Raw genomic sequence first — 24,032 nt, 5'->3', positions numbered from 1 at the left:
GACTTGCATGTGTTAAGCCTGCCGCCAGCGTTCGTTCTGAGCCAGGATCAAACTCTCAAGTTGAGAATTCAATCATGACTAATCACTTTGTTCTGAATCGACGAGAACATTTTTATATGTACACCAAACGCTTCACAGCGCTCGTTTCCATCGTTCTCATTCAAAACGTGACCGTCATTTTGTCTTCTAAACAGACCGTCCCTAAACCCTAAAGCTCAAGAACCGTCCGCGAAAACCCGCCGACCACGTTTCTCTTTCTTCTCATATTCAATTGTCAAATAACCGACGATCCATAACCCGAAAGCCTAAACCGTCACAAAAAACACCAAAACACATCAGTTCTTCGAGACCTAACCGGAGCCCGGTCCCAATCAGCAAATGCCAATCTTTAGTGGTTTTCTTTAGAACGAGAAGCTTCGTCGCTAGCAGCGCCGCCGCCCTCGTCAGTGAGCGGGTTATAGTCCCACACCCCCGAAAACGTCAACTGGCTATTTTCATAAATCTGCAAACAATCGTGCATGATACTGATTTTACGAGATTTATTCGATTTCAAGGCCGACCAGGGCGATTTTGCCTCTTAAACCTCAACCGGACTAACAACAGAGCGCGGCGAGAACCGTCATTCCGCTTAACTGTCGCCCATGGCCTGGATCCCTGCGGACTGCCTGAGGTCCCGTTCAGCCCTCTCAATGGCGCTGGCGTTCAAAACCTTGCGTGAAAGAGCGACCGCGACCGCTCTCGTACGCAGATTGAACCAGCCCTCATTTCCCTGCCCCGGCGTCTCATAAACACCGAGCTTTTCGTAAAGCTGCTGCAGGCGGTTCTGTACGCTGCGCAGTGACAGATGTTTTCGCTTGGCGATCGCCTTATCGGTCAATCCCAGCGCCACATCGACAAGGATTTCGTATTCGGCGTCGGTAAGGCCGGGGGAGTTGCCAAAACTCTTCTGCTGACCGCGCACTTCCCGATCGATCACACACTGGGATTCAACGAAAACGCTGCGCAGTGCAAGTTTCAGCCGTTCTTCCGAAGCCGACTTCAGCACATAGCCATAAATCGCGCCCTCCGGCACGATCCGCGCCACGCCACGCACATAGGCTTCGTCGGAATAGTTCGACCAGAAGAGGATTTTGGTATCCGGTCGCTCGCGCCAGATCGTGCGGGCGGCCTCGATCCCGTTGCGTTCGCTCATCTGCAGGTCCATGACGACATGCTCGACCCGCGATGTCCGGGCCTGTACTTCGCCTTTCAGGCCATTTCCCGCCTCGATTACCTGCCCGCATTCCGGCAATGCCGCACGAACCGCCTCGTTGAGAAATGTGCGGTGAAGGGCGTCGTCCTCGACAATCAGCACGTCCATCGTCAAGCCTCCACCAAGATAGCGTGATCGGTCGAAAGGGTCAGCCGCATGCGTGTTCCGCCCCCCTCACTGTTACAGGCCGGATTGCGGCCGATTTCGAGCCGGGCCGCAATCAGCCGGGCACGGGTCTTCATGTTGTCGATACCGTGCCCGGCCATTTCCTTGATCTCTGCAAGACCGCGACCATCGTCTTCCACCTCGATGGAAAGCGAGTGACAGTTTTTTGTGATGTGCACGATGATATTTTCGGACTGCCCATGGCGAATGGCGTTATTCACCGCTTCCTGAACGATACGAAACAGCGCGACGGCCACCGTCGGATTGAGGTCACGAAGATTGCCACCGCTTTCGTCGATCATCTTCCATCGGATCGACTGGCCGCTTTCCCGAACCGACCGTTCCAGATGGTTCTCGATTGCTTCCGCAACACCGAATAGCTGCAATACCGTGGGCTTGGCTTCCTCGATGATCTGGCGAAGGTCATGCATGCATTGCTGCATCGCCCGACATAGCGGTTCCAACGCGTCGCCCGAGACAGCAGGCAGATGGGTCAGCCGCTCCATGCGGCGCGTCAGCCTTGTCAGATCAGCAAGCGTTTGGTCATGCAGATCCATGCCGATGCGCTGGCGTTCTGCTTCCAGTGCCTCCGTCAGCTTCAGCACCCCGAAACGCAGGCCCTCTTCCCGTGCGCGCGCTTCCGTTTCGATGACGGCGGAGCGTTTCGCCTGCTCGGCCGCACGCAAAGCAAAGAAATAGGGCGCCAGAAGATCGGCCACGGCACGGGCGTTTTCGACATCTTCCTGGTTATAACAATCGCTCTGCCGGCTGGAGCAGCTCAGCGCACCGATCACATCGCCCTGCACCTTCAGCGGCACATGCAACCGGCTATGCAGCGAAAGCTCGATGATCGGGCTTGAAAACGCGCCTTTGAAATGAAATCGCGGGTCGGTGCACGCATCACCTGAGAGCAGGAAATTTACCTCGCCCGAAAGCAGTGTGCGAATAGGGCTTCCAGTCAGAAGCGCCGGCGGGTGCTGGCTCCAGGCGGTATCAAGTCCGCTCTCATAGGCAATATGGTATTTTCCATCCAGCATCTTGATGCAGACGTCGAGATGATCATGCGGGATGATATGGCTGATCTCGTCCGCCACCGCCTTGATGATCGCATCGAAATCGAGCTGTCCCGCCAGAAGCCGGGAAATCCCCAGATAGCGGTCGAACAGCGAGTTACGCGCCGTATTGAGCATGGGCGGACCTCCTCCAGTCCTTCAGCCGTCGATTAAGCTTGAGCTTTTTAAGCTTGTCATGCGGGGACCCGCAGATTTTGCGCGCAAACCCGCAGAAAGCCTGCTTGGATGCGCCTGTACTTTGTCAAGAAACTCCTCCATCCTCGATTTACTGAGCAAAAGGGGCTCAGGGCAATCATTATCTCCGGATTACCGTTGAGGAGCGGCCCGGACGATATGCAGGGAGCTATTTGGGAGGAAATCATGACCATCAGAACGATGCTGGCGGCATCCGTCGCCTTTGCATGCCTGTGCGCACCCGCACTCGCCGATACGTCATCCAAAAAGATCGCGCTGTCGAACAATTATGCCGGCAATTCCTGGCGTCAGGCGATGCTGACAAGCTGGGACAAGATCACCAAGGAGGCCGTCTCCAAGGGGGTGGTCGCGGCAGCCGACCCGTTCACCACCGCTGAGAATCAGGCGACCGAGCAGGCGGCACAAATCCAAAACATGATATTGCAGGGTTATGACGCGATCGTCGTCAACGCCGCCTCGCCGACTGCGCTTAACGGTGCGATCAAGGAAGCCTGCGATGCCGGCATCACCGTCGTTTCCTTCGATGGCATCGTGACGGAACGCTGCGCCTGGCGCATCGCCGTCGATTTCAAGAAGATGGGCGAAAGCCAGATCGACTATCTCGCCAAGAAACTGCCAAAGGGCGGCAATCTTCTCGAAATCCGCGGCCTCGCCGGTGTTTCGGTCGATGACGAGATCCATGCAGGTATCGCAGCCGGCGTCTCCAAGAACTCGCAATTCAAGATCGTCGGTTCGGTGAATGGTGACTGGGCGCAGGACGTTGCCCAGCGCGCTGTCGCCGGCATCCTGCCGAGCCTGCCGGAAGTGGCAGCCGTCGTCACCCAGGGCGGTGACGGATATGGTGCTGCCCAGGCCTTTGCCGCCGCCAAGCGCCCGACGCCGACCATAGTCATGGGCAACCGTGAGGACGAGCTCGTCTGGTGGAAGCAGCAGAAGGACAAGGACGGCTACGAGACCATGTCGGTCTCGATCGCTCCGGGCGTCTCGACGCTGGCATTCTGGGTGGCGCAGCAGATCCTCGACGGCAAGGAGGTCAAGAAGGACCTTGTCGTGCCCTTCCTTCGGATCGATCAGGCCAATCTGGAAGAAAATCTGAAGACGACCCAGAAGGGCGGCGTGGCGAATGTCGAATATTCGCTGGAAGACGCCCAGAAGGTGATCGACGCCAAGTAGCGTCGCCTCCCGCGTGCCGGGGCGCGAAGGCGCCCAACCCCTACGCGTCCCGGTATTGTCCGACACATCAAAATCGACAGCGATTGCATGACCAAGACCTTGAAGCGAGAAGAGGTTGTGGCAGCGCGTGGCGTCCGTGTGAAGTTCGGCGCCGTCAAGGCGCTCGATGGCGCAGACCTCGTGATCCATGCCGGAGAATGTATCGGGCTGGTCGGCCATAACGGCGCCGGTAAGTCCACCATCGTCAATGTCATCAATGGAGGGCTGACACCGCATGACGGTTCGCTCACCTATAGTGGCCGCGAATTTCACGGCATATCGGCGGCCCGTGCCAACGGCGTGCGTTGCGTCTTCCAGGAATTGTCACTGTGCCCGAATCTGACTGTCGGCGAAAATGCCCGCATCATGCATGCGGAACTCAAGGGATGGGCCTGGCGAAAGCGGGCGCTGGCCTTGGTCGAGAGCCAGTTGCAGGACATATTCCCCGGTCATTCGATCGATTGCGACTCGACGGTCGATGATCTGTCGATTGCCGAGCGACAGATGGTCGAGATCGCCATCAGCTTTGCCGGCATAGATCAGCGACCCAAACTCGTCATTCTCGACGAGCCGACATCTTCGCTGGACGCCGGGCTTGCGGCGCAACTAATGGCCTATATCCGCAAATTCGTCGGCGAAGGTGGTTCGGTTCTGCTGATTTCGCACATTCTCGGCGAAATTCTCTCCACCTCCGACCGCATCGTGGTGATGAAGGATGGCCGTGTGGTGGCTGACCGAATGGCATCCGAGTTTTCGACCCGCAGCCTTGTCGAGGCGATGGGCAATGTGGTGCGCGAACAGGAATTCTCGCGTTCGGCCACGAGCAGGACCGGGGAGCCGGTTCTTTCCATGCCGCCGCGCCGCGGGCATGGACTTGCGTTCCAGGCATGGCGTGGCGAGATGATCGGCCTTGCCGGCCTCGGTGGCCATGGCCAGACAGAAGCGTTGCTCGACCTCTATCTCGATCGCAACAGCAACTGGTGGCCGAAGAGGCAGCGCGAAATCGCCTTTGTCGCCGGAGACCGCAGCCTGAACGGCACATTCCCGCTGTGGAGCATCCTCAAGAACTTGTCGATCGCTTCGCTTGGCCAGCTTTCGACCAACCGCATAGTTGACCGGGCGCGAGAAGAAACACTGGGGGCCTCCTGGAAACAGCGGATAGAAATTCGCACCCCGGATATGGAAAACCGCCTCCTGTCGCTCTCGGGCGGCAACCAGCAGAAGGTACTTTTCGCCAGGGCTCTGGCGACCACGGCCAGCACGGTGCTGATGGATGATCCGATGCGCGGCGTCGATATCGGCACAAAGCAGGAGGTCTATGAAATCCTCCGCTCGGAAGCTGCCAACGGACGCACCTTCATCTGGTATTCGACAGAGATGGACGAAATCCGCCTCTGTGACCGGGTTTACGTTTTCCGCGACGGTGCGATCGCGGCAGAACTTGTCGGCGATGAGATCACCGAGAAGAACGTGCTGGCTGCCTCCTTCCACGAGGGAGACGCGGCATGAAATTGTCTTCCGGCACGATCCGCCTGATCATCCCCGCTGCATCTCTGGTGCTGCTGCTCGCCGCCGTCTTCTACATGCAGCCGCGCGCCATGAGCTATACGGGGCTCAATCTTCTGTTCAATCTCGCAGTCCCGATCGCACTCGCGACCATAGCCCAGATGCTGATCATGTCGGTCAACGATCTCGATCTGTCGATGGGCACATTCGTGAGCTTCTGCGCCTGCGTTTCCGCCACGTTCCTGCAATCATCGCCGGCGCTCGGCATCCTGATCTTTCTCGGTGCTATTGCCGCCTATGCGCTGATCGGCGTCGTCATCTATGTGCGCGACCTGCCCTCCATTGTGGTTACGTTAGGGATGAGTTTCGTCTGGGGCGGACTTGCCGTCCTTATCCTCCCCTCGCCGGGCGGCACCGCGCCGACCTGGGCGCGTTGGCTGATGACAGCCAAGCCGCCGCTGGTGCCGATGGCGATCGTCGCCAGCATCCTGATTGCCGCAGTCACCCACTGTATCGTTATGCGCTCGTCCTTCGGCGTGCTGATGCGCGGTGTCGGCGGCAATGATCGCTCGGTGGAACGCGCCGGCTGGTCCGTGCTCGGGCTGCGCGCCGCTACCTATGCTCTGGCAGGCTTTTTCGCCGTGCTTGCCGGCATCGCTCTGGTCGGCCTCACAACCTCCGCCGATGCCAATATCGCGCTTCGCTATACGCTGCTGTCGATCGCCGGTGTCATTTTGGGTGGGGGCCAGTTCGTCGGCGGCAAGGTTTCGCCTATCGGCGCCGTCATCGGGGCGCTGACACTGACGCTCGCCGGTTCTTTCCTGTCCTTCATGCGCATTTCGCCGGACTGGCAGATCGGCGCACAAGGCGCGATCCTGATCGTCGTGCTCGCCCTGCGCCTTGCCCTCAACCGTCTGGAAAAGCGGGAGAAGAGCGAATGACCCTGCATCACCTTCTCATGGCAAAACCGTGGATCTGGTCGTTTGCCGCGACGATCACCGTCTGGATCGTCACGGTGCTCTTCACCGGCGGTGCAAGTTCTTTCGGCCTGTCTCAGGCAGCTCTTACCTTCGCAGCCTTTTCGGTCGTCGTCGGTATCGGCCAGATGTTCGTCATCACGCTCGGGCCGGGCAATATCGATCTTTCTGTCCCCGCCACAATGACGCTCTCCGGCACGCTTGCCCTGAAGCTGATGGACGTGCAGGATGGCATGATCGTCGTCGGATTGCTCGCCTCGATCGGCATCGGCCTGATCATCGGGATCGGCAATTATGTGCTGATCAAGGCGTTGCGCATACCGCCGATCATCGCCACGCTGTCAATGAGCTTCATCGTCCAGTCGGTGGCGATCTGGAGCAATCGCGGCCTGCGCATCAAACCACCTGAAACGCTTGCCGACTTCGCCACCTCCAGCCTGTTCGGCATCCCGAATGTCGCGCTCGTGGCACTAATCCTTTCGATCGCCGCCTGGGTGCTTCTGGAAAAATCCATCTATGGCCGCTGGATTTCGGCGATCGGGCAAAGCACGTTCGCGGCCCGCATGGCCGGTATCCCGGTCGATGGCACGCGGCTTGTCACCTACATGCTCTGCGCCGTGCTCGCCTCCGTCTGCGGTTATCTGCTGGCGAGCTTTTCCGGAGGTGCTGCGCTCAACATGGGCTCGGAATATCTGCTGATGTCGATCGCCGTCGTCGTCATCGGCGGCACTGCTGTGGCGGGCGGGAATTCCAACATCCCGGGCATCTGGGGCGCATCGCTGTTTATGTTCCTCGTCGTATCGATGCTCAACACCTACGGCTTCGGTGCCGGTTTCCGCCTCATCCTCACCGGCCTCATCATCATAGCCGTCATACTGCTTGCCGGCGGCCGGCAATCGCTTCGCTAGTCGATCAATCAAACCGGACACAATGCCATGTCACAGACCTCATCCATCTATGAAATCCACGATGATCGCTTCCGGTTCCTGATCGTTCCGACCTCACCACTGGACGAGCTTTATTCCGAATGCCGCTGGGCGGAAGGACCGGTCTGGTTTGCCGATCAGGGCTCGTTGATCTGGAGCGACAATCCCAATGAACGGATGTTGCGCTGGGTCGAAGGCGGCGATGTTTCCGTCTTTCGCAGCGCATCGAATTTTTCCAATGGCAACACCAGAGACCGCCAGGGCCGACTGGTGACCTGTGAACACGGCACTCGCCGAGTCACCCGTACCGAAATCGACGGCTCGATCACCGTGCTTGCCGACAGCTATCAGGGCAAGCGGCTTAATTCTCCCAACGATGTGGTGGTGCGCTCCGACGGCAGCGTCTGGTTCACCGATCCCACCTACGGCATCATGTCGAATTACGAGGGTTTTCGCGCCGATCCGGAACAGGAAACCCGCAACGTCTATCGGCTAGATCCACAAACCGGCGAGATTGATGCCGCCGTGACCGATTTCGGCCAGCCGAACGGCCTCGCCTTTTCGCCGGATGAAACCATCCTTTATGTGGCGGATTCTTCATCCAGCCATGATCCTGGCAGGCCACGCCACATCCGCGCCTTTGACGTAGTAGAGGGCCGAAAGCTGACGAACAGCCGAGAGTATTGCACGATCGATACCGGTTTGCCGGACGGGTTCCGCGTCGATGTCTATGGCAATGTCTGGACCAGCGCCGGAGATGGCGTGCACTGTTTCGGGCCGGATGGAAAGCTTCTCGGCAAGATCCTCATCCCCCAAACGGTAGCAAATGTTACCTTTGGCGGCCCGCGGCGCAACCGCCTGTTCATCACCGCGACCCGATCGCTTTATGCCGTCTATACGGCAACGATCGGCATGTCCCTCGGTTAGTAAGCGCTACGCGCCTCGCCCGGATGCGCCTATTCTCGAAAGCAGAATGACCGGCAAGACACTGATCGCGACGATGGCAAGCGCCGCGATCGAAGCTTCTTCATAGGTGCCGCGCGCCGCTTCGCCATAGAGATGAGTTGCAAAGGTTTCGACATTGAGCGGTCGCAGGAGAAGCGTCGCCGGCAGCTCCTTGATGCAGTCGACGAACACAAGCAGGGCAGCCGCCGAGATCGCAGCCTTCGACAACGGCAAATGCACATGCCGAAACGTGCCGGCCGTCGATTGCCCGAGCGTACGTGATGCGTGATCGAAAGACATCGGAATGCGCGACAGGCCGGCCTCGATGCCGCCGGCAGAGATCGCCAGGAACCGCACGGTAAGTGCGTAGACCACTGCCGCGCCCGATCCCATGAACAAAAGCCCGGTCGAGACACCGAACCAGTCAAGCGCGGTGCGATCGATGAACCGGTCGAGGCCGGCCAGCACGATCAGTACCCCGATCGCGACAACGGTACCCGGTGCGGCATAACCGACAGTCGACATGCGAAGCAACGTGGCGGAAGTCGTGCCCGGACGCAGACGGGTCGCATATGCGACAACAAGCCCGAGAGAAATGGTTGCGACCGTTGCCAATATTGCGATGGTAAGCGTGCTGATCGCCTCGCCGACAAGGCGTGAGGAAAGGCCGGCGAACTGATAACGTTTCCAGGCCTCGGTGGTGAGGTAGAGCACCGGAGCGGCGAAACCGAGCAAGACCGGCATAGCCCCCGCGAGAAAGAGCAATATGCCCTTCACGGCAGGCACTTTCTGAGGTGTCAGACCGCGGCTGCGGCGGGCATCCGTCGCGTAACGCTGTTTGCGCCGCGCCCACCGCTCGATCGCCACCAGCGCAACCACGATCAGCAGAAGCGCGAGCGCAATCTGCGAGGCGCCGGGCAGATCGGTGCGAGTAATCCAGGTCGTGTAGATCGACACCGTCATGGTCCGCACACCGAGAAACTCGGCCGCCCCGACATCGTTGAGCGTTTCCATCAGCGCAAGCGCGACACCGATCGCCACAGCCGGCCGCGCCAGCGGCAGCGCAACACGCCAGAAGATCGCCCGACGGGACACACCCAGCGTGCGGGCCGCATCGACGAGATTGCCCGATTGCGTGAGAAACATCGCCCGTGTGGGAATGTAGACGTAAGGGTAGAGTACGAAGCCGAGCAGCAGGATACAGCCCGTCATGGAGCGGATGTCGGGCAAGCGGAATTGCCGTGGCGTCTCATATCCCAGGAACCAACGGATAGCCCCCTGCACCGAACCGATCGGGTGCAGGATATCGAGATAAGCATAGGCGATGATGTAGGTCGGCACCGCAAGCGGCAGCAAGAAAGCCCATTCCAGAACACGCCGTCCCGGAAAATCATAGGCGGTTACCAGCCAAGCGGTCGTGGTCCCGAGCACTGCGGTAACTACCCCCACTCCGAGAAGCAGGATAATCGTATCGACCAATGCCACCGGCAGAATGCTGGAAAAAAGATGCGCCCAGAGACCCGCCGATCCCTTCAGCGCTTCGAGGGCCAAACCGGCGATCGGCAGGATGACGATCAGCGCGGCGATGGCGGAAACAGCAAGCCAGTTTCTGCCCGAACGGCCAGCATGGCTGACGACCGATGATTCGGCGACCGGATTGCTGGCAGGCATAGACATATCCATGAGATGAAAGACGCGAGGCGCTCCAGTACCGGAGCGCCTCGCGCGTTCCTTAATTGTCGAAGCTGACCTTGTCGACCAGTTCGCTTGCCTGCTTGCGATGGCTGACGATTTCGGAAAGCGGCTTGTTGTCGATCTTCAACTCGCCGAATGCGGCGATGATCGGATCGGCAGCAACGCCGGCCTTGACCGGATATTCGTAGTTGGCCTCGGCATAGATCTTCTGGGCTTCGTCGGAGACGAGATATTCGAGGAACTTCACGGCCTCTGCCTTGTTCGGCGAATTCTTGGCAATGGCCGCACCGCTGATGTTCACCTGGGTGCCACCATTCTTGAAGGTCGGCAGCACGACCTTGATCGCCTCGGCCCACTTGACCTGTTCCTCGCCGCCCTTGCCGGATTTCATCAGGCCGACATAGTAGGAATTGGCGATGCCGATATCGCAAATGCCACCGAGAATGTCCTTGGCCGCGTCGCGGTCACCACCTGCAGCCTTGCGCGCCAGGTTGGCCTTCACACCGGTCAGCCACTTTTCGGTTTCTTCCGCGCCGTAATGGGCGATGTAATCGGCAAAAAGCGCGGTATTGTAGGGATGCTGGCCAGAGCGGATGCAGACCTTGCCCTTCCACTTCGGATCAGCCAGATCCTCGTAGTTGAAGGAGGCGAGGTCGAGATCCTTGGCGGCGTAAAGCACGCGCGCACGGTAGGAAAGACCGAACCAATGGCCCTTGCCGTCACGCAGTTCTGCCGGAACGGCGCCGCTGAGAACGGAGGATTCGATCGGCTGCGTCACGCCCTTTTCGGCGAGATCGACGAGATTACCGGCATCGACCGCCATCAGGATATCGGCCGGCGAGCTTGCGCCTTCCGATGCGACGCGTTCAGCCAATCCATCCTTCAGGAATACCGTATTGACCTTCGTGCCGGTCGACTTGGTATAGGCTTCCAGAAGCGGGGCGATCAGGGCCGGTTCACGCGTCGTGTAGACGTTGATCTCGGCGGCAGATGCCAGCGACGGAGCCACGAACATCGAAGTGGCCAAAAGCGTGTAGGTGAAGAAAGCGTGCGGGTTCATGATACTCCCCCTTTGGAATGAACACGCAACGCTTGCAGCAGTTCTTGACCTGATTGGTCAAGTTTAAAATTCAACCGATGATACCCATCACGCAAACTTTATCGCGTCGAAAAGGCACCAAAACAACCAGTAAGCGCATCAAAATGCCAGCACGCGCTCAGCAGCAATGGAAATCGTGACCGTATCCGAGCCTTCCGGAAGGCGGTCGAGAGCAATGGCTCTTAACGGTGTCTCCAGTCCCTCGACCGCGAGCAGAATATGTTCGGTTTCTCCATGAAAGACCCGTTGCTTGACGCGTGCGGGAAGATCGCCCCGGTCAAGCGAAATGGAAATTGCCTGTGGCCGGATGTGGACGATTGCCTTTCCGTCGTCAGCTGTCCTGTGGTTCAGTTGGAAACTGCCAATCGCAGTCTCGATCCTGCCGCCTTTGCAGATCCCCGGAACCTTGTTCGAAAGGCAGAAAAAGTCGGCCGCATAGGCGCTTGTCGGCCGGTCATAAAGATCATAGCCGGATCCTGCCTGCACGATTTCGCCCGATCGCATCAACACCACGCGGTCACCGGTGGAAAGGGCTTCCTGCGGATCATGGGTGACCATGATGACGGTCGTGTCGAGCGATTTCAAAAGCGACAACGTTTCGGCCCGCACCTGTCCACGCAAGCCCTGATCGAGGTTGGAGAAGGGTTCATCCATGAGAACGATGCCGGGCCTCGGCGCCAGCGCCCTTGCAAGCGCCACACGCTGCTGCTCACCACCTGAAAGCGTGTGCGGAAAGCGCTCCATCAGGTGCTCGATCCCGATGCGCCGAATGACATCCTCGGCATTGGCGTTAGCCTGAGCCTGTGAGTGCCGTTTCAGGCCGAAAAGAATGTTATCGCGGACGCTGAGATGCGGGAAAAGTGCGTAGTCCTGGAAGACGAAACCAACACCGCGCGTTTCCGGCTCGACGAAATGCCGGCCGTCAACCTCGCGACCATCGAGAAAGGCCTGGCCGGAATCGATGGTTTCAACGCCTGAAATGATGCGCAGCAGGGTGGACTTTCCACAGCCCGAGTGACCGACGAGCGAAACAACCTCCCCTTTTCGAATATCTATCGATATGTCGCGGACGGCTGCTATCGTTCCGAACGAGCGACTGACATTGTCGAGTTTTACGGCGATATCTTTTTTCATGGCGTTCCTGCCCCCTGTGGCGCGGGAAACTGCCATAGCGATCCGGTAGAGTGAAGACCACCACAATCACGATGAGGCGAAATCGACATCGCCTCATCGGTTCCTGTTAATTCATTATCCCTGGAAACCGCGATGCGACTGGGCATCTGTCGGCCAGTTCTGAAGTGTGTGAATACGCTTCGCCTCATGCATCAGGGGAATTGAGCAAACCACTAGAACGAGCACAGCAACATAGATCATGCCGGGACGGGTTTTAAACGCATTCACGAGACGCCGACTCCTACTCCGATTGCCGCAAGATGCGACGCGAAGCTGACATCTGGCTGAACGCGACGCGCGCAGGAGAAGATTTTCAACATTCAGGTGACAGTCAGGATCGGATGCAATTTCGCCGGCAACAGAAACTGCCGGGAGCCTCCTCCTTGTCCATTTTAAGCATGTCCCGCCCTGCCCGCCGCTTCGTCCGGCCGCAGATCGGCAGCGTCACTCTCGCCGTCTTCGCGGCTCTCTACCTGATTGCCTTTACCAACCGCACGTTCTTCACGCGGGCCTATAGCTATTTCGACAGCCACTTGGCATTTGGAGCATTTGCTCTGGGTTTAACCTGCCTGTTTGCCGCCTTCACGATCGCAGTCTCGGTCAAATATCTTCTGAAACCCGTCCTGATCCTGATGATCGTCAGTGCCGCGTCGGCCTCATGGTTCATGGATCGGTTCGGCACCATCATCGATGTCGACATGATCCGCAACGCGGCGCAGACGACCCCGTCTGAAGCCGGCCACCTGATTACCGCGGCCTATCTGCTGCACATGTCGATTTTCGGTCTGATTCCAGCGCTTTTGGTCTGCTGGGTTAGAGTCGAGCACCGCAAATTCTTTTCCAAGGTTGGCTGGAATCTCGCCGCGATTGTGCCGCTTCTCCTCGTCGCGCTAGCCTGTGGCGTCAGCAGCGCGCGCAGCATCGCCTCTGTCGCGCGTCTGCACAAAGACATGATCATGACACTCAACCCGTTCCTGCCAATCGGCAGTGCGGTCGCCTTCACACTGGCCAGTGAAGCGGACAAGAACATCGTGGCAAAGCCACTCGGTACCGATGCAAAAGTTGCCTCCTTCCCGACATCGGGCAAGCCACGCGTGCTGGTCATCGTGACCGGAGAAACCGCCCGCGCCGAAAACTTTTCACTTAGTGGTTATAACCGCGAGACCAATCCCGAACTCAAGAAGCGCGACATCACCTACTTCTCGCAAACCTCAAGCTGCGGCACGGCGACTGCGGTCTCGGTGCCCTGCATGTTCTCCAACCTGACACGGCACGGCTATTCCCATCGCGCCGGACTTGCGAACGAAAACCTGCTCGACGTGCTTGGCCATGCCGGCATCAAGACGGAATGGTGGGACGACAATACGGGCAGCAAAGGTGTCGCCGACCGCACCGTTTACCGGTCCTTCTCGGATGCAAACGACCCGCGTTACTGCAAGGATCACGAATGCCTCGATGACGGCATGGTCGCCGAACTCGACGGCTGGCTTGCAAATCTCAAGGGCGACAGCGTCCTGGTTCTGCATCAGCTTGGCAGTCACGGCCCGGCCTATTACCAGAGATACACGCAGGAATTTGCTCGTTTCACGCCGGAATGCCTCACAGCCGAACTCGGCATCTGTGATCGCCAGGCAGTCGTCAATGCCTACGATAACAGCATTCTTTACACCGACCATATCCTGGCCTCGGTCATCGACATCCTGAAAGCGCGTGAAGACAAGATCGCTCCCACGATGATCTACATGTCCGACCACGGCGAGTCGCTCGGCGAAAACGGGCTGTACCTGCACGGCGCGCCCTATATCATAGCCCCGTCGCAGCAGACCCATGTCCCCTTCGTTCTGTGGCAGGGAACCGAAATGAAAGCTTCGGTCGACGCTTCCTGTGTCTCGAAACGAGCAGGTAACGAAGCCTCGCACGACAATCTCTTCCACACTGCGCTCGGCGTCATGGCGGTCAAGACCTCGGTCTACAATCCCGATCTCGATGTGCTCGGCACGTGCCGCAAGGCGGAAGGAAAACCAAACTCATGACCGTTCCCGATTATGCCCCCATCGGAACGGTCGGAAGGCCGGTCACAAAAAAAGCTGATGAACTGCCGCCTGTCTCCATCAGCCCCTCGTCCCCCATCGAGAAAGTGACCGGCAGCCGGCACCTCAAGGCAGCGTTCGGCTATTCGCTGAATGGTGCCTTGAGGTTGCTGCGCGAAACCGCATTCCGCCACGAAATCATTGCCGGCGTGGCAATATTCGCGGCTTTTGCCGCGGTCGGTGCGCGCTTCTCCGATTACGTGATGATGGCAATCGTCATGCTGGGCCTTTTTGCGGCGGAAGCGCTCAACACGGCCATTGAAGAGATCATCGACCGCATCTCGCCCGAATGGTCCGAAACCGGCCGGCATGCCAAGGATCTCGGCTCTTTTGCCGTATTCTGCCTGCTTGTCGTGAACGGTCTGACCGCCGCTTTCGTCATAATCCCGAAACTCATATTGCTATGATGGCGGAGGCAGCTCCTTCCCCTCTCGAATTTTATCCCCCTCCTCTGCTAAACGGTGGGTATAACATAATATCGCGATGGGACGGAGCAGGCAGTTTGAGGGTTCTTCTGGTTGAAGATGATGCAACGCTTGGAGAAGCGGTCCGCGATCATGTTGCAAGTGGCGATCATGCCGTCGATTGGATGAAGACGATCGACACGGCGACAAGCGCGCTTGCAACGACGAGCTATGGCTTGATCCTGCTTGACCTTCGCCTGCCCGACGGCAGCGGGATTGCTCTTCTGAAGGAATTCCGCGCCCGAGGCGTTACCACGCCGGTGATCATTCTGACGGCGCATGACCAGATATCTGACCGTATCGAAGGCTTGAATAGCGGCGCAGACGACTATCTGGTGAAGCCGTTCAATCTCGGTGAACTGACGGCGCGGATGCTGGCGGTGAGCCGCCGTTACAGCGGCCGGCCGGTGTCTCTGGTGCGCATCGGAGACATAGAGATAGACGCCGCAACCCGCCGGGTGACAGTTGGAGGCGAGGTCATTGATCTATCCAGCCGCGAATGGGCGGTGCTGGACAGCCTTTCGGCGCGCCCGGGGGCCGTGGTGTCCAAGCCTCAGATCGAGGAAGCCCTTTACGCCTTCGGTTCCGAAATCGAAAGCAACACCGTCGAGGTCTATGTCAGCCGGCTGCGCAAAAAGCTCGGTCGGGATCACATCGCCACGCTGCGCGGTATCGGCTACCGGCTGGGACGCGAACAATGAGCCTTTTCAGCCGGGCGACCGGCCCGTCCATGACCCGGCGGCTGATCCTGTCGCTGACATTTGCCATGACCTTCCTCTGGCTGCTGGCGGTCGGACTAGGCCTGGTGGTGATGGAAGAAGAGCTTGCCGAAATTTTTGACGGCACGCTTCAGGATACCGCAGAACGGCTCGTGCCGCTGGTCGTCGACGACCTCGAACATCGCGGTATGGCGGGCGGCCCTTCCGACAGCGCCCAAAGTGCAGCACCACAACAACTGCAGACAGCCAGCTCGAGCGGAGATCATGAATATCTGATCTACCAGGTACGCGATCCTTCCGGCCGTGTGTTGATCCGATCTCATGACGCGCCCGAACGGGCATTCGAAACACCGTTAAAAGCAGGTTTCTGGAAAGACCCAACCTATCAGTTCTACACCGCGACAAGCGAGGATCGTAAAATCTTCGTTCAGGTTGCAGATGCCTTCGAGAACCGCGAAGAGGCCGTTAGAGAGGGTGCAATCGCTCTGTTTCTTCCTCTGATACTGCTGATTCCGGTCAGTGGGATGATGATCTGGCTGGTGGTTCGCCGGGCCGTGAAACCGGTCAGCGAACTGCGCCGCGAAATCGAGACCAAGGATGGCGGCAATATGGAGCCGATCGATGCGTCCATCCTGCCGCGCGAACTGCAGCCGATCGCAGTTTCCGTCAACCTGCTGATGATGCGGCTCAGAACAGCACTCGATGCCGAGCGGGAGTTCACCTCCAACAGCGCGCACGAGTTGCGCACGCCGATCGCCGGCGCTCTGGCGCAAACGCAGATGCTGATCGCCGAATTGACCGACAGTTCCAGCCGTCATCGTGCAAGCCAGATCGAGGCATCGCTGACACGTCTCAGCCACCTTGCCGAAAAGCTGCTTCAGCTGTCGCGTGCCGAGGCGGGTATAGGCATTGCCGACAAACCGGCTGATCTCGGTCGCATATTGGAAATGGTTTTGACCGATTTCTGGCGTGGCATGGCCAACCCTTCGCGCCTGATATTCCATCGCGCACCCGATGCGCAGCTGACAGGTCCGTTCAGCGAAGACGCCTTTGCCATTGTCCTGCGAAACCTGATCGAAAACGCGCTGGTACATGGCAGACCGGAAGAACCGGTCGAAGTGTTTCTCGAAGACGGCGGGCCTGTGCGCATCGTCAATGCTGCACCTGCAATGACGGAAACCGAACTTGCCTCGATCCGCAGGCGCTTCAGCCGCGGCAAGACGGAAGCCGCAGGGTCAGGGCTTGGCCTCTCGATTGTCGAAAGATTGCTCGGGCAGATGAACGGCCATCTCGTGCTGCTATCACCCGCGAGTGGCAGGGATGACGGATTCGAGGCAAGGATCGTTCTGTCGTAAAACGACAAGCGCGACCGGATATTCGGCCGGTCGCGCCATTTTCAGCTCAACATGTGAGGCTGTGATTACTTCTTGATGGCTTCGACGTCGATATCGAGCGCGATTTCCGGACCGATACCGAAATCGGTCATCTTGGTGATACCGAAGTCGACGCCGTTAAACGAACCGGTCGCGGAAAAGCCGGTCTTGATCGTGTTTGCATCCCAAGGCAGCGGGGATTCCCCATTCCAGGTAACGTCGAGAACTACCGACTTGGACGTGCCGAGCAGGGTCAGGTCACCGGTTACCTTTGCGGTCTTGTCGCCGGTCTTTTCAATCGAGGTGCTCTTGAAGGTGACCTGTGGGAATTCTTCGGCGTTGAGGAAGTCCGGGCTCTTCAGGTGCGTGTTACGCTTCTCGTCATTTGTGTCGATGCTTGCAGCTTCGAGAGCGATTTCAACCGTGCTCTTGGTGACATCATCCTTGTCGAAGGAGATGGTGCCGGAAACAGCCTTGAATGCGCCGTGGGCCTTTGCCCAGCCGGCATGGCTCGTCTTGAAGCCGACCCATGCATGCGTCGGATCGACTTCATAGCTGTCAGCTGCGAATACCGCACCGGTCATGAACATGCCGGCAAGGGCAGTGGTGAGAATTAGGCGTTTCATGGTTTTTCCTTACATATGTTGATGGTGTTCGTGATGGGATGGTGTCCGGCAAGCCGGATTGGTGAAACTTTGAGCTCAACCGCCGGCAAGCATGGCGACAAGGATGGCAGCGATTGCAGGAATTGCGGTCAGAGCGCCGATGATCAGCGGCTGTAGGAACCGCGCGCGGTTCACAAAACCAAATTCTCGCCAGTTGAGAACCGCGAAGATGGCGACAGGCAGAACCGAAAGAACAAGCGCAGTCGGCGCAGCGCTCGGCGACAGCAGCACAGTCATCGTAGCGCCCATAGCAGCGGTCCAGATGAAGGAAAGTGCTGCAAATTTCCCAAGAACGAAGGCTGCATCATCGCCTCGGATATAGGAAATGTAGCGAACCAGCAGCCAGCCACCGAACAGGGCGGCCAGCGCGCCGTTCATCTGCGCCATGCCGATATAGCCGCCCATGATCGCGGTGAGCGCCGTTCCGATCGCGGTTGCGAGCAGCGCAGCCGGCAAGGCGGCTGGAGAAGACCGCTTGGCCTGCCGCCCCGACACGGCTGCAATCTCGATCGCGACGATGACGAGCACGATGGCGAGCGTCGCCGCTTTCGTCGCATTGGCCGCGAGAACGTTCTTGCCGAGCCACCATGCCGGAGCTGCAAGCGAGACGACGCCGACCAGCGCCACGATCCATCGGTTCACGAATTGTCGCAACAGAACGCCAAGCACTGCAAAGACAACGCCACCGATAACCAGCAACAAGGGCAGCTTCTGTTTCGCCGCAATCGGCGGGAATGGCGGAAGGCCTTCGATCGAAACGCTCGCGATGGCAGCGGCAACTGGTATCAGCAGTGCCGTCAGCAGAACGGCTCGAGAAGTTGCACCCTTGCCGGCCAGTGCAATCACCGCACCGAGAACAAGCGGCAACAGGACGGAAGTCAGAAGAATTTGGGTCAGCATGCGTATCGATCCCGAATATTTGCCGATTTCAGAGAATGTCTTGAGCGGTTTGCCTAGATCGCAGCTGGTAGCCAAGGCAGCAGATCCGCGAACTCCAGAGCCGGGCCAACGGGTATGATCCCGTTCGGATTAAGGCTTTCGATCGAGTAATAGCCACGTTTGATGTGATCGATGCTGACCGTCTCCGCGATGCCCGGAACGGATAGGATGCGGCGCAGATAGTGGCTGAGGTTAGAATAATCCGAGATACGCCGCAGATTGCATTTGAACTGCCCGTGATAGGCGGCGTCAAAGCGCACGAGCGTAACAAAGAGGCGAATATCGGACTCGGTCAGGCGCTCGCCGACGAGGAAGGTCTTCGCCGACAGCAGCCTCTCCAATTCGTCAAGCATGCCGAATACGTCATGAAAAGCCTCTTCATAGGCTTCCTGCGTGGTGGCGAAGCCCGCGCGATAAACGCCATTGTTGAGGCGCGGATAAATGCGCTCGTTCAGGGCATCTATCTCATGGCGAAGAGCTTCCGGATAAAGATCGACACTCTCGTCGGCCAGAGAGCCGAAACCGCTGTTGAACATCCGCACGATGTCGGCCGATTCATTGTTGACGATCGTGCCTGTCTTCTTGTCCCATAGAACGGGAACCGTCGCGCGGCCGGTAATATGCGGATCCACCCGTGTGTAGAGTTCGTGCATATAACGGGCGCCGTTCACCGTATCCTCGGTAGAGCCGGGATAGGTGCCGAACTGCCAGCCTTCCTTTGTCAGCGCCGGCTTCACTACCGAGACGGAGACGAGGTCATCGAGCTTCTTGAGCTTGCGGGCGATCAACGTTCGCGAAGCCCAGGGGCAGATCAGTGCGACATAGAGATGATAGCGGCCTGCTTCAGCTGTGAATCCGCCCGCTCCGGTCGGCCCGGCCGATCCATCCGGCGTGATCCAGTTCCGGAAGCTGGATGTCTGGCGTACGAATCCGCCTTTCGCATCCTTGGCCTGTACCGGTTGCCAGTCAGCAGTCCATTTGCCATCTACGAGCACGGTCTTTTCCCAACATAGTTACACCGACGGCGCGAAGCCATCACCGGCCCCACTATGCATTCGCTCCAGTAACATGATAATCAACTATCCGAGCATTACAGCTCACACCTTGAGAGTGAGATAATCATGCTGGATCGCATCGCCGGAATGGAGGTTTTCGCCAGGATCGCCGCAATCGGCAGCCTGTCCGGAGCCGCAAGAGCGCTCGGCATGTCGCCAACCATGGCCACCAAGCACATGGCAGCGCTCGAAGATCGACTCGGCGTAAAACTTCTGCATCGCACCACCCGCAAGATAACCCTGAACGAAGCCGGGCGGCGCTATCTGGAAAGTGTCGAGCGTATTCTCTCCGAACTTTCGGAAGCCGATGCAACGGCAGCTGCGGAGCGAATGGAAGTCAGCGGAACGCTTCGCGTCAATGTGCCGGTTTCATTCGGCGTTCGGGAAATCGTACCGTTATTGGCGGAGTTCGCCGAACTGCACCCGGCATTGAGTGTCGATCTGGGCCTGAGCGATCGTACCGTCGATCTCGTCGAAGAAGGTTGGGACGTCGCCATCCGTATCGGCAGGATCGAAGACCAGAGCCTGATAGCCCGCAAGATCGCACGCTGTCGCATGCTCGTCGCCGCATCTCCCGCCTATCTTGCGAGGCGATCGATCCCCACATCGGTATCGGAACTGGGATCGCATAACTGCCTCGGTTACACCCTGTCCAGCTCGGTTGGTCCCGATCGTTGGCGATTTGGCCTCGATGGCTCAATCATCGTTCCGGTTACGGGAAACCTCCATGCCAATAACGGTGACGCCCTGGTGGCGGCCGCTTTGGCGGGTCAGGGCATGATCTACCAGCCGACCTTTCTGGTCGGCGATGATATCCGCGCCGGCCGGCTGGTGTCGGTCACGCTCGACGAACCTCTGATGGAATTGCCTGGCGTGTTCGCCATCTATGCAAGCAACCGGCGACCGCCGGCAAAGGTGCGCGCCTTCATCGATTTCCTGGCCGGCAAATTCGCACCTGCACCCCGCTGGGATCGCGATCTTCCAACTTCGGCCGAATAGATTTTAAGCAACCGGTAAAACTCGGCAGTTCGGCAGCGGCCGCCTACCAGGCGTTGATGGCGAATGCGTCAAGCGGGATTTTCAGGTAGCTCGTGCCATTGGCTTCGGGAACCGGCATCCGCCCGGCATTAAGGTTGATCTGCAAGGCATGCAGCATCAGGCGCGGAAATGGCAAGGTCGCATCCCGCCCCTCGCGCAGTCGGATAAATGCCTCCCGCCCTTCACCAACATGCGGGTTTTCCGCCTTCTGCTGGCCAACCGTGCTCTCCCACAGGGCCTCGCGTCCGCCCGGACGGTAGTCGTGCCCGGTGAACAGCCGCGTATCGTCGGGAAGAGCAAGAATCGCGTCGACCGAAGACCAAAGACTTGCGGCACTGCCGCCGGGAAAATCTGCACGGGCACTGCCGCTATCCGGCATGAACAAAGTGTCGTGAATAAAAGCCGCATCGCCGACGACATAGGTCACCGATGCCAGCGTGTGGCCCGGCGAATGGATGACCCTGCAGACCATGTTGCCGATCCGGAAGTTCTCGCCATCGGCGAAAAGCCGATCCCATTGCGATCCATCCGTCTTCATTTCCGGCACGTTGTAGATTTTCTGCCAGAGTTTTTGAATATCGACCACTTTGGCGCCGATCGCGGTCGGGGCGCCCGTCTTTGTCTTCAAATAGGTCGCCGCGGAAAAATGATCCGCATGAGGATGCGTATCCAGTATCCATTGCGCCGTAAGCTGCTCACCTTCGACATAGGCGAGGATCGCATCCGCGCTCGATGTCTTCGTGCTCCCCGATTTCTCATCGTAATCGAGCACCGGGTCGATGATCGCGCAATCTCTCGTTTCCGGATCGCTCACCACATACTGAATGCTGCCGGTGCGCTCGTCGTAGAAACCTTTGACCAGAGGATTGGCGTTCATGACATGAGTTCCGGACGGTTGAAAAAATCAGTTTCGATATGCCCATTCTTTCGACGACTTTTCCATGCCGAACAAGGCCGGCTTATCTACTCTGCTTCTCGTTTTCACTGTCGTCTGGAAGAGCTGTCAGCGCTTTTATCCCTTCGATGACTGAGCGGAGATAAACGCGTCATACTGCTGAATGAGGGTCTTCATGGCAGCATCGACGAACCCACGATCGATCCCCGCTGCAAACTCGATCCGGCTTTTCTTGCCATCGGTATGTAGCTGCGCGAAAATCTTTCCCTTGTTGTCCTTCAACAGCACAGGCTCTGCAGGCTGGCGTTTTTCGGGCTGGGAGAGATGATTGAAGACGAGCTGGAACCGGTCATCGCTCACGGATGACTGGAAATCGGCACCGGATATCTCGGCCACAGCCGAAGCCTGAGCTGCCTTCGAGGAGAGAAGTTCACCAAGTTTCATCCAGCGATCACGGCCAGCCTTCGGAGCTGCGCCAATCGCCCGAATGAGCGTATCCGGCACAGCCTCGACCACCTGCAGCAGCCGCGACAACTCGCTTTTCTGAACCGACAGTGCTTCACCGATCACCTTCCGGTCAAAACCGCCGGCGAGAAGGTTTTTGGCAAACACAGCGCGCTCGATGAAGGAGAGGTTGCGGCGCTCGGCATTTTCCTTGCCCTGAGCCAAAACCAATTCGTCATCGGACAACGACCGAACGATTGCCTTGACCTCGATCCCGAGGCGCGAAGCAGCGCGAATGCGGCGATGGCCATAGGCCGTCTGGTATCGGCCTGGCCTTTCCGGATGATTGCGCAACAGCACAGGCACCTGCTGTCCGCTCTCGCGCATGCTTTCGATAAGGGTCGCGAGGTCCTCGTCGTCCTGATCGTCCAGTCGCAACCGGTCTTCGACGAAGGACGAATCGATCTTCTCAGGATGGATCGAGACGACCCGCTCGCCTTCGCTGAGCGCTTGGCGCAGCAGGCGAGCTTCTTCGGCTTCACGGGTCATGGCATTGAGCGAAAGGCCCATTGCCTTTACCGCGCCGGCGGCGCTACGTCCCGTCGGATTGGCCGCGGGAGCAGGCACTTCAATCGCCGGCTTCGGTGCCGATTGCGCCTCGAGCGCAGGTGCAGCACCGGGCGCAAGCCCGCCTCCGAACAGCGCTCTCAATTCGTTTTTCCGGCTACCTACCATGATCTGAAACCTTTCCTTCTGTCCTAGCGGCCCCAGGCCGCGTGGATCAGAGCCTCCACCTCGCTGTTGACGGCATTCATAGCCTCTACTGCGCGGTCATAGGTTGAACGTGTAAAGTTCTCGCGTCCGACCTCATAAAGGGTCTGCTTGGTCAGACCGGCATCGGAAACCGCGGTGGATTTCAACATCGGCGCGGTCAGAACTCGATCCCCGAAGAGCGAGCGCATGAAACCGACGATCTGCGCCTGAGGACCGTCATTCGGCTCATAACGGGTCACGAGATACCGCAGGAAATCGAAATTGAGCGTGCCGCCTGCCTCGCGGACAACCGACAGAAGATCAGACGTCATGAAAAGGAATTGATTCATGGACGCGACGTCCAGCATCTGCGGATGCACTGTCACGACAACCGACGTTGATGCACAAAGAGCCGACAAGGTCAGGTAACCGAGTTGCGGCGGGCAATCGATGACAACGACATCGTAATCCTGCTCCACGGTCGTCAGTACGGCCTGAATCCGCGCGAAAAACAGCGGACCGCTATCCTTGCCGCTCTGGCGGTTCGCCAGCGCCTGCGGGGTAACGTGCTCGAATTCCTGCAACTCTATATTCCCGGGAACGAGATCCAGACCCGGAAAATATGTTCCGCGAATGACCTCCGAAAGCGGGCGCTGTTCGTCGTCGTACCGGATGGCGCCATAGAGCGTGTCATTCCCGGTAAGGTCCAGTTCCGGCTGGTAACCGAAAAGCGCCGAAAGCGAAGCCTGCGGGTCGAGATCGATCGCAAGCACCCGATGCCCCGTCAGGGCCAGATACTGGGCGAGATGCGCCGCAGAGGTGGTTTTGCCTGAACCACCCTTGAAATTCGTGACAGAGATGACCTGCAGATGCTCGTTCTGCGCCGCATCCCGGCGCGGCAGGTAGGACTTCGCCTTGGCGACATTGCCCTTGGCTACCGCCTGTTCTGCAAGATGACTGCGCAAGGCATTGATGTCCGAGAGCGAGTAGAATCGGCGTCCGCCCGCACCCGTGTCGGGCTGCGGCCCTTCGCCTGCCAGGGACAGCTGGCGCAGATAACCATCGGACACACCAATGAGCTTGGCTGCCTCGCCGGAAGAGAAGCTACGCAGTGTCTTGCTTGCGAGCGGCGGAAAAAGCCGCTCACGCATCGCCTTGAGCTGCTCGGAAAGCGCGCGCGCATCGTTTGCGATGGCCTCGTCGGCAAGCTCTCGCGTTTCCCGCGCGAGATCGCCTTTCGAGTTCCGAATTTTTTCAGCCGATCCGGCCATCCTCAAACTCTCCCTGATGCTGCCTACGGGAGCGACATTCACGGTTACGGTCAACTGCGAATACAACTCGGCTCGGCAGCTCAATACGCCTTTTCGTCAAATCTACAC

The 24,032-nt window shown here is 58.6% G+C and carries 21 protein-coding genes and 1 rRNA gene; 10 read left to right on the top strand and 12 right to left on the bottom strand.

From position 1 onward, the window contains the following. The 3 genes from ACI3K0_RS16310 to ACI3K0_RS16300 form a co-directional block, all read right to left on the bottom strand. Positions 1-63, bottom strand: a 16S ribosomal RNA gene (locus tag ACI3K0_RS16310); the annotation flags it as partial. Between the two features lie 565 nt (positions 64-628). Beyond that, a complete protein-coding gene (locus ACI3K0_RS16305) occupies positions 629-1,360 on the bottom strand; it encodes a response regulator transcription factor (protein WP_206828649.1) in 732 nt (243 codons plus the stop codon). Between the two features lie 2 nt (positions 1,361-1,362). Continuing rightward, on the bottom strand, positions 1,363-2,607 hold the full coding sequence (locus ACI3K0_RS16300) for a GAF domain-containing sensor histidine kinase (protein ID WP_404945644.1): 1,245 nt from the start codon (positions 2,605-2,607) through the stop codon (positions 1,363-1,365). Positions 2,608-2,850: 243 nt separating this feature from the next. On the opposite strand from ACI3K0_RS16300, the gene ACI3K0_RS16295 reads away from it, so the two are divergent. The 5 genes from ACI3K0_RS16295 (at position 2,851) to ACI3K0_RS16275 (ending at position 8,233) form a co-directional block, all read left to right on the top strand. Continuing rightward, positions 2,851-3,858, top strand: a complete 1,008-nt coding sequence (locus ACI3K0_RS16295; protein ID WP_404945643.1) for an ABC transporter substrate-binding protein — start codon at positions 2,851-2,853, stop codon at positions 3,856-3,858. Positions 3,859-3,945: 87 nt separating this feature from the next. Beyond that, positions 3,946-5,406 (top strand): sugar ABC transporter ATP-binding protein, encoded by a 1,461-nt coding sequence (locus ACI3K0_RS16290; protein ID WP_404945642.1) that lies wholly within the window; start codon positions 3,946-3,948, stop codon positions 5,404-5,406. Next, a complete protein-coding gene (locus ACI3K0_RS16285) occupies positions 5,403-6,344 on the top strand; it encodes an ABC transporter permease (protein ID WP_148145003.1) in 942 nt (313 codons plus the stop codon). The genes ACI3K0_RS16290 and ACI3K0_RS16285 overlap by 4 nt, the downstream gene beginning before the upstream one ends. Continuing rightward, positions 6,341-7,288, top strand: coding sequence for an ABC transporter permease (locus tag ACI3K0_RS16280; RefSeq protein WP_148145004.1), 948 nt, complete (start codon positions 6,341-6,343; stop codon positions 7,286-7,288). The genes ACI3K0_RS16285 and ACI3K0_RS16280 overlap by 4 nt, the downstream gene beginning before the upstream one ends. Before the next feature lie 27 nt (positions 7,289-7,315). Further along, positions 7,316-8,233 (top strand): SMP-30/gluconolactonase/LRE family protein, encoded by a 918-nt coding sequence (locus ACI3K0_RS16275; protein ID WP_206828646.1) that lies wholly within the window; start codon positions 7,316-7,318, stop codon positions 8,231-8,233. 6 nt (positions 8,234-8,239) lie between these two features. Here the strand turns inward: ACI3K0_RS16275 and ACI3K0_RS16270 are convergent, their stop codons facing one another. From ACI3K0_RS16270 to ACI3K0_RS16260, 3 genes are all read right to left on the bottom strand, one after another. Next, positions 8,240-9,922, bottom strand: coding sequence for an ABC transporter permease (locus ACI3K0_RS16270; protein WP_404945641.1), 1,683 nt, complete (start codon positions 9,920-9,922; stop codon positions 8,240-8,242). Between the two features lie 61 nt (positions 9,923-9,983). Further along, complete coding sequence (locus ACI3K0_RS16265; RefSeq protein WP_404945650.1) at positions 9,984-10,961, bottom strand: Fe(3+) ABC transporter substrate-binding protein; 978 nt, start codon at positions 10,959-10,961, stop codon at positions 9,984-9,986. Positions 10,962-11,144: 183 nt separating this feature from the next. Next, positions 11,145-12,179: an ABC transporter ATP-binding protein gene (locus ACI3K0_RS16260; RefSeq protein ID WP_404945640.1), complete on the bottom strand. Its 1,035-nt coding sequence runs from the start codon at positions 12,177-12,179 to the stop codon at positions 11,145-11,147. Between the two features lie 422 nt (positions 12,180-12,601). Between ACI3K0_RS16260 and ACI3K0_RS16255 the strand changes: the two genes are divergently transcribed. From ACI3K0_RS16255 to ACI3K0_RS16240, 4 genes are all read left to right on the top strand, one after another. After that, positions 12,602-14,251: a phosphoethanolamine transferase gene (locus tag ACI3K0_RS16255; protein WP_404945639.1), complete on the top strand. Its 1,650-nt coding sequence runs from the start codon at positions 12,602-12,604 to the stop codon at positions 14,249-14,251. Continuing rightward, complete coding sequence (locus ACI3K0_RS16250) at positions 14,248-14,715, top strand: diacylglycerol kinase (RefSeq protein WP_148145009.1); 468 nt, start codon at positions 14,248-14,250, stop codon at positions 14,713-14,715. Before ACI3K0_RS16255 ends, ACI3K0_RS16250 begins: the two co-directional genes overlap by 4 nt. A gap of 95 nt (positions 14,716-14,810) precedes the next feature. Then, positions 14,811-15,473 carry a response regulator gene (locus tag ACI3K0_RS16245; protein WP_148145010.1) on the top strand — a complete coding sequence of 221 codons (663 nt, stop codon included), beginning with the start codon at positions 14,811-14,813 and terminating at the stop codon, positions 15,471-15,473. Continuing rightward, positions 15,470-16,846: an ATP-binding protein gene (locus ACI3K0_RS16240; protein WP_286195037.1), complete on the top strand. Its 1,377-nt coding sequence runs from the start codon at positions 15,470-15,472 to the stop codon at positions 16,844-16,846. The genes ACI3K0_RS16245 and ACI3K0_RS16240 overlap by 4 nt, the downstream gene beginning before the upstream one ends. A gap of 65 nt (positions 16,847-16,911) precedes the next feature. Here ACI3K0_RS16240 and ACI3K0_RS16235 read toward each other — a convergent pair whose 3' ends face one another. The 3 genes from ACI3K0_RS16235 to ACI3K0_RS16225 all read right to left on the bottom strand — a co-directional run bounded on the left by ACI3K0_RS16235 (position 16,912) and on the right by ACI3K0_RS16225 (position 19,463). Next, positions 16,912-17,490: a YceI family protein gene (locus tag ACI3K0_RS16235; protein ID WP_148145011.1), complete on the bottom strand. Its 579-nt coding sequence runs from the start codon at positions 17,488-17,490 to the stop codon at positions 16,912-16,914. 75 nt (positions 17,491-17,565) lie between these two features. Beyond that, positions 17,566-18,429: a hypothetical protein gene (locus tag ACI3K0_RS16230; protein WP_148145012.1), complete on the bottom strand. Its 864-nt coding sequence runs from the start codon at positions 18,427-18,429 to the stop codon at positions 17,566-17,568. A gap of 53 nt (positions 18,430-18,482) precedes the next feature. After that, positions 18,483-19,463, bottom strand: coding sequence for a glutathione S-transferase family protein (locus ACI3K0_RS16225; protein WP_148145013.1), 981 nt, complete (start codon positions 19,461-19,463; stop codon positions 18,483-18,485). Between the two features lie 126 nt (positions 19,464-19,589). Between ACI3K0_RS16225 and ACI3K0_RS16220 the strand changes: the two genes are divergently transcribed. Beyond that, entirely contained in the window at positions 19,590-20,522 is a 933-nt protein-coding gene (locus ACI3K0_RS16220) for a LysR family transcriptional regulator (protein ID WP_206828643.1), read from the top strand. A 43-nt stretch (positions 20,523-20,565) separates the two neighbouring features. On the opposite strand, the gene ACI3K0_RS16215 is transcribed toward ACI3K0_RS16220, so the two are convergent. The 3 genes from ACI3K0_RS16215 to repA all read right to left on the bottom strand — a co-directional run bounded on the left by ACI3K0_RS16215 (position 20,566) and on the right by repA (position 23,924). Beyond that, positions 20,566-21,438, bottom strand: coding sequence for an MBL fold metallo-hydrolase (locus ACI3K0_RS16215; RefSeq protein ID WP_404945638.1), 873 nt, complete (start codon positions 21,436-21,438; stop codon positions 20,566-20,568). 135 nt (positions 21,439-21,573) lie between these two features. Next, positions 21,574-22,635, bottom strand: a complete 1,062-nt coding sequence (repB, locus tag ACI3K0_RS16210) for a plasmid partitioning protein RepB (RefSeq protein ID WP_404945637.1) — start codon at positions 22,633-22,635, stop codon at positions 21,574-21,576. Positions 22,636-22,658: 23 nt separating this feature from the next. After that, positions 22,659-23,924 carry a plasmid partitioning protein RepA gene (gene repA / locus ACI3K0_RS16205; protein ID WP_404945636.1) on the bottom strand — a complete coding sequence of 422 codons (1,266 nt, stop codon included), beginning with the start codon at positions 23,922-23,924 and terminating at the stop codon, positions 22,659-22,661. Positions 23,925-24,032: the final 108 nt, after the last annotated feature.

The sequence above is a fragment of the Rhizobium sp. ZW T2_16 genome, from assembly GCF_044987325.1.
In the GTDB taxonomy this organism is placed as follows: domain Bacteria; phylum Pseudomonadota; class Alphaproteobacteria; order Rhizobiales; family Rhizobiaceae; genus Neorhizobium; species Neorhizobium cellulosilyticum.
The sequence above is the reverse complement of the archived record's forward strand: the minus strand, read 5'-3'. Positions and strand labels throughout refer to the sequence as shown.

What these genes read in the sequence shown, in the direction of transcription:
- ACI3K0_RS16305 (WP_206828649.1), bottom strand. Translation starts at nt 1,360, where the DNA reads ATGGACGTGCTGATTGTCGAGGACGACGCCCTTCACCGCACATTTCTC.
- ACI3K0_RS16300 (WP_404945644.1), bottom strand. Translation starts at nt 2,607, where the DNA reads ATGCTCAATACGGCGCGTAACTCGCTGTTCGACCGCTATCTGGGGATT.
- ACI3K0_RS16295 (WP_404945643.1), top strand. Translation starts at nt 2,851, where the DNA reads ATGACCATCAGAACGATGCTGGCGGCATCCGTCGCCTTTGCATGCCTG.
- ACI3K0_RS16290 (WP_404945642.1), top strand. Translation starts at nt 3,946, where the DNA reads ATGACCAAGACCTTGAAGCGAGAAGAGGTTGTGGCAGCGCGTGGCGTC.
- ACI3K0_RS16285 (WP_148145003.1), top strand. Translation starts at nt 5,403, where the DNA reads ATGAAATTGTCTTCCGGCACGATCCGCCTGATCATCCCCGCTGCATCT.
- ACI3K0_RS16280 (WP_148145004.1), top strand. Translation starts at nt 6,341, where the DNA reads ATGACCCTGCATCACCTTCTCATGGCAAAACCGTGGATCTGGTCGTTT.
- ACI3K0_RS16275 (WP_206828646.1), top strand. Translation starts at nt 7,316, where the DNA reads ATGTCACAGACCTCATCCATCTATGAAATCCACGATGATCGCTTCCGG.
- ACI3K0_RS16270 (WP_404945641.1), bottom strand. Translation starts at nt 9,922, where the DNA reads ATGCCTGCCAGCAATCCGGTCGCCGAATCATCGGTCGTCAGCCATGCT.
- ACI3K0_RS16265 (WP_404945650.1), bottom strand. Translation starts at nt 10,961, where the DNA reads ATGTTCGTGGCTCCGTCGCTGGCATCTGCCGCCGAGATCAACGTCTAC.
- ACI3K0_RS16260 (WP_404945640.1), bottom strand. Translation starts at nt 12,179, where the DNA reads ATGAAAAAAGATATCGCCGTAAAACTCGACAATGTCAGTCGCTCGTTC.
- ACI3K0_RS16250 (WP_148145009.1), top strand. Translation starts at nt 14,248, where the DNA reads ATGACCGTTCCCGATTATGCCCCCATCGGAACGGTCGGAAGGCCGGTC.
- ACI3K0_RS16240 (WP_286195037.1), top strand. Translation starts at nt 15,470, where the DNA reads ATGAGCCTTTTCAGCCGGGCGACCGGCCCGTCCATGACCCGGCGGCTG.
- ACI3K0_RS16235 (WP_148145011.1), bottom strand. Translation starts at nt 17,490, where the DNA reads ATGAAACGCCTAATTCTCACCACTGCCCTTGCCGGCATGTTCATGACC.
- ACI3K0_RS16230 (WP_148145012.1), bottom strand. Translation starts at nt 18,429, where the DNA reads ATGCTGACCCAAATTCTTCTGACTTCCGTCCTGTTGCCGCTTGTTCTC.
- ACI3K0_RS16220 (WP_206828643.1), top strand. Translation starts at nt 19,590, where the DNA reads ATGCTGGATCGCATCGCCGGAATGGAGGTTTTCGCCAGGATCGCCGCA.
- ACI3K0_RS16215 (WP_404945638.1), bottom strand. Translation starts at nt 21,438, where the DNA reads ATGAACGCCAATCCTCTGGTCAAAGGTTTCTACGACGAGCGCACCGGC.
- repB (WP_404945637.1), bottom strand. Translation starts at nt 22,635, where the DNA reads ATGGTAGGTAGCCGGAAAAACGAATTGAGAGCGCTGTTCGGAGGCGGG.
- repA (WP_404945636.1), bottom strand. Translation starts at nt 23,924, where the DNA reads ATGGCCGGATCGGCTGAAAAAATTCGGAACTCGAAAGGCGATCTCGCG.